At 54.0% G+C, this 4285-nt stretch carries 4 protein-coding genes and 1 pseudogene; 1 reads left to right on the top strand and 4 read right to left on the bottom strand.

Going from position 1 to position 4285, the window contains the following annotated elements; translation table 11 throughout:
• Window positions 1-48 precede the first annotated feature (48 nt).
• The 4 genes from ABX962_RS31475 to ABX962_RS31460 all read right to left on the bottom strand — a co-directional run bounded on the left by ABX962_RS31475 (window position 49) and on the right by ABX962_RS31460 (window position 3579).
• Window positions 49-1431: an MBOAT family protein gene (locus ABX962_RS31475; protein ID WP_372725533.1), complete on the bottom strand. Its 1383-nt coding sequence runs from the start codon at window positions 1429-1431 to the stop codon at window positions 49-51.
• A gap of 17 nt (window positions 1432-1448) precedes the next feature.
• On the bottom strand, window positions 1449-2516 hold the full coding sequence (locus ABX962_RS31470) for a hypothetical protein (protein ID WP_372725531.1): 1068 nt from the start codon (window positions 2514-2516) through the stop codon (window positions 1449-1451).
• Between the two features lie 14 nt (window positions 2517-2530).
• Window positions 2531-2962, bottom strand: coding sequence for a peptidylprolyl isomerase (locus ABX962_RS31465; RefSeq protein ID WP_339940224.1), 432 nt, complete (start codon window positions 2960-2962; stop codon window positions 2531-2533).
• Window positions 2963-3030: 68 nt separating this feature from the next.
• On the bottom strand, window positions 3031-3579 hold the full coding sequence (locus ABX962_RS31460; protein WP_372725529.1) for a hypothetical protein: 549 nt from the start codon (window positions 3577-3579) through the stop codon (window positions 3031-3033).
• Window positions 3580-4162: 583 nt separating this feature from the next.
• Here ABX962_RS31460 and ABX962_RS31455 point away from each other — a divergent pair.
• A pseudogene (locus ABX962_RS31455) lies at window positions 4163-4285 on the top strand (glutamine synthetase); the annotation flags it as partial.

Below are 4285 nucleotides of genomic sequence, written 5' to 3'. Positions count from 1 at the left end.
GGAAATCCAGTAGGCGAAAGCGGGCTTCATCGTGAGCGGGGCTGTTGATCAAAATTGGAAATAGACAAACGGCTGAAAACCGACAGGAGCATAGATTAACAAAGCCCACAGCATCACGGTGGTGGCGATCGGCGAATACCAAGCGTCCGGTGGCAATCGCATCACAAGTCGCCAGCGTGTTGTCCACATCATATGCTCGATCATCATGCACCCAAGCACCCCGATTACCAGCGGCGGGTACCAGTGAATTCCTAGCGACGGGACCGCTAGTCGCTGCAGCATGCCTACCGCGGCGTTCAGATCGGTCGAGCGGAACAGCACCCAGCCAACCAATACCACGATGATCACCAACGCCCAGTGGATAAACGTTGGCAGTCGCCGTGACGTCGCGCCACGCAAGACGCGTTCGATGCAAAGCGCACCACCATGTAGCATGCCCCACAGGACAAACGTCCAAGCTGCACCGTGCCACAGACCACCAAGTGTCATCGTCACCATCAAGTTGCAATACGTCGTCATCGTCGATTTTCGATTGCCGCCAAGCGGAATGTAAAGGTAGTCGCGAAGCCAACGTGACAGCGTGATGTGCCAGCGATGCCAAAATTCGGACATCGAAGTCGCCAAATAAGGATGCCGAAAATTTTTTGGAAATCGATAGCCAAGCATCTTTGCTGACCCAATCGCCATATCGGTGTATCCGGAAAAGTCCAAATAGATCTGCCCCGCATAGGCGATCACGGCCAACCACAGCGTGCTGCTGCTGTAGTAGTCGGGGTTCTCAAAAACGACATCAACCATCTCGCCTAGCCGGTCGGCCATCAGGACCTTCTTGACCGCGCCTCGCAAAAGTTGCTGAAAACCATAATAAAATCGTCGGTTGGACCAGGCAGGAGTCGTAGATAGTTGCGGCAGCAATTCGCGAGCACGGACGATCGGCCCGGCGACCAATTGAGGGAAGAATGCAACATACAGGGCAAAGTCGAGCAGGCTGTTCGTCGGTCGCAGGACGCGTCGATAGACATCGATCGTGTAACTGAGCGTTTGAAAGGTGTAAAACGAGATGCCGACTGGCAGGATGATGTTCAGCGTGCTGGCGCTTCCGCCCATCGCTTCGACCATCGGAGTTGCCGAGGCGATGAAGAAATTAAAGTATTTAAAGAACGCCAACACCCCGAGGTTCACCAAGATGCTAACGGTTAGCCACCGCCGACGCGTCGCTGTATGGCTACTGTTATCGATTGCATGGGAAACGACAAAGTCAACGATCGTCGACAGCAGCAGCAGCAGACAAAATCGGATGTCCCAGTAGGCATAGAAGTAGTAACTAGCACTCAACAGGATCGTATTGCGAACAAGGCGGTTTTTCGTAATCCAAACCGCAGCAAGCACCACGAGAAAGAAGATCAGAAACTCGGCTTGAGTAAAAAGCACTTCGATCTCTCCGCAGTTTAGTGAACGGGGAAATCAAAAAGTTCGATCTCGGAAACGATCTCCGATGCAATGATTGCGTATCCTGTCGCATTGAGATGGCCTTGCATGATGATGCCATTGTGGAATCCGTGAGGCCATTGATTGTTCTTGGCCGAATCGACGAGCTGTTCGGTCACGTCATGCAGGCGGATCTCGGCAGCCTGGGCGGCCTGTTTGATTTTGGCTAGCTCACGGCCTGTTGGTTGATCGTTGTCCACCACGATCGACGTCAACGATTCTCGGTGAATTCGTGGCGAATAAAGCAGCAAGATAGGCCGGTCGCTGGCCGATCGAATTGTCTGCATCACCGCCGACCAATCGGTTTTGCGATTTGCCGGCATCACCGCCGGTGGAGACTCGCTTTTAATTGGCCCCACAGAAAACCGCAGCTTGCGAGGCGTATCGTCGGAAGATCGCAAGAGCCGGCGAACGGCTTGAATCACAAACGCAGGCACATTTGACGCGATCCGGTTTTGGGCTGCTAGCTGCTTGGGATCCGCTTCGGGGGAGTCATCGATTGCTGCAGTCGCCGCTTCGAGGTCGACCATCTCTGCGACTAGGATCACATGCATGTCGATTGCAAGTGCTTCTTCGACTCGCGGGATTTGTGCCAGCCAATCGGACGCATCATCGCCGCTTCGGGCCAATGGCAATGCTACGATGGTTTGTTTGGTTTGCTCGGCGATGCGTTCGATTTGCCGATGCAATTTTTGCTCGTCGGCAACACCAACGCCCTCGGCTTGCGAGTCGCCCCAGATCGCGATGCGAACAACGCCCGCAGGCGTTGCTTCGGGAAGGGGCGTTGTTTCGGGAAGACTTGTCCGCCCCGGCATGCCATGCGGTCCGATCGCAGTGGTCGCGTAACCTTCGCTACGCCAGCGATAGAGATGTTCGCTTTGAAGGACGGCGACGCCTCGCAGTGGGTCGAGCCGAGAGGGCACATAGCTGCGAACAAACAGCGGAGAAGTGAACGCGATGAGAAGCGTGCCAAACAGTGCACCGAGCAACCATTTGGCAACGATTCTTTTTGCGTAAGGGGCGTTCATGCGTCCGAGTCAGATTACTCTTCGGTCACTCGCACAGTGGTCATCTTGTCGCCTTGCTCGATCGAGTCCACGACGTCTTGGCCTTCGATGACTTTGCCAAACACGCTGTGTTTGCCATCCAGGTGAGGAGTGGCAAGGTGCGTGATGAAAAATTGTGATCCGTTGGTGTTGGGGCCAGCGTTGGCCATCGAAAGAACGCCAGGTCCGTCGTGCTTCAGTTCAGGGTGAAACTCGTCTTCGAATTTATAGCCCGGGCCGCCCGTGCCTGTGCCTTGGGGGCAACCGCCTTGGATCATGAAATCAGGAATCACGCGATGGAAGCTTAGCCCATCGTAAAATTTCTTTTCGCAAAGCGTTTCAAAGTTCTCGACGGTTTTTGGAGTCTTGTCGTCGAAAAGTTCGATGCGGATTTTGCCTTTGGTCGTGTCAAACGTTGCAACTTTCATCAATCAATCTTGGTTAAAAAGGGGGGGAGTTAGGGTTCGTCAATTTCGATGACGAGACTATTTTGTGGCTATTTCAGCAGGATTTCGGGTTCGGGTTGATCGAGTGCCGGTGAGTCGGCGTCCATCTCAAATCCCGTGTCGATTTGATCTTCAAACGATTCCAGATCCGAAATGACTTCGTATCGAGTGCCATCGGGCATCACAAGCTCAGCCGACCGGATCGATATCCCGTTGCCGTTGTTACTGGGGTCCTGTTTGATCTCAAGCACGCCAGAGCCTTTGCTGCCGACGATATCAAATGCCAGGGTGCCCGGCTCGTTCTGGCCCGCTTCACCCGTGGCAGCCAAATTCAGCTCTGCAGATTGGATTTCACCAATGTGTTCTTGGATGACAGGATTCGCCGCTACTTCTTGGGTGATCATGTCGGCCATCATGCCCTGCCCCATGCGGAACATGAAGTACGCCCCGCCACAGCACACTAATCCACCGACGACACACACGCCTAAGATGATTCCGATCACCCATTTCCAGGTGTTGCTCTGTGGTGGTGGGGGCTGCTGGCCTGCAAACCGGCTGTTTGGGTTGGTTTCAAATGGGTCGTTAGGGGACATCGACATTCAAGACACTCAGGAAAAACGAGGGCGAGTTCAGCGCAAAACGGAATCGTTTCAGAGCGAGGGAAACCGGTACGAGAATCCGTTTCCATGACGCTCAGGCTTCGGTTCTATTAGAACGGCAAACCCGTTTGCGGCATAGTCGAGGCGATCAAGGAGAGGCGAACGGTGATCCGCTGGGAGCGGGGGCGGATGGAAATGCGGTAAACCGCTTGCGGGGGGGCTTTTGCGCCGGGGCGATGCTGCCACACCGTCTATTTGCGGGGCCAGTCGTCAACAGAGTGGCTTCACAATGGATGGTTCGTTACCATTGACTATTGCCGCCCCACTCCTGGATCACCTGCACTTCCGCTTCGCAAAATTTCAGATATCCTAGTTGGGTCCGGGCCAACACCTCGCTTGTCATAATACGAGTTGAGTAGAGTTGGGACACAATTCCTTTGCCGCGAGCAGGATGCTTCGTGAATCGGAATATTGGGTGTGGTAGGTAGAACCGCTTGGACTTTGTTGAGCCTCCAGGACGAAATGTTCGCTCCGAGGCTCGAAACTCACTCGTACTGATGATTCGTTAAAGGGAATCGATTACATGACCAAATGCAAGTTAGAGTACATCTGGCTCGATGGCTACCAACCTACCCAGAGCCTGCGAAGTAAGACGAAAGTTGTTGACGACTTCAGCGGCAAAGTCGAAGACGCCGAGCAATGGTCG

The sequence above is a fragment of the Novipirellula sp. genome (assembly GCF_041583735.1).
In the GTDB taxonomy this organism is placed as follows: Bacteria; Planctomycetota; Planctomycetia; order Pirellulales; family Pirellulaceae; genus Novipirellula.
Note: the sequence above shows the minus strand (reverse complement) of the source record. Positions and strands in the feature narration are given on the sequence as shown.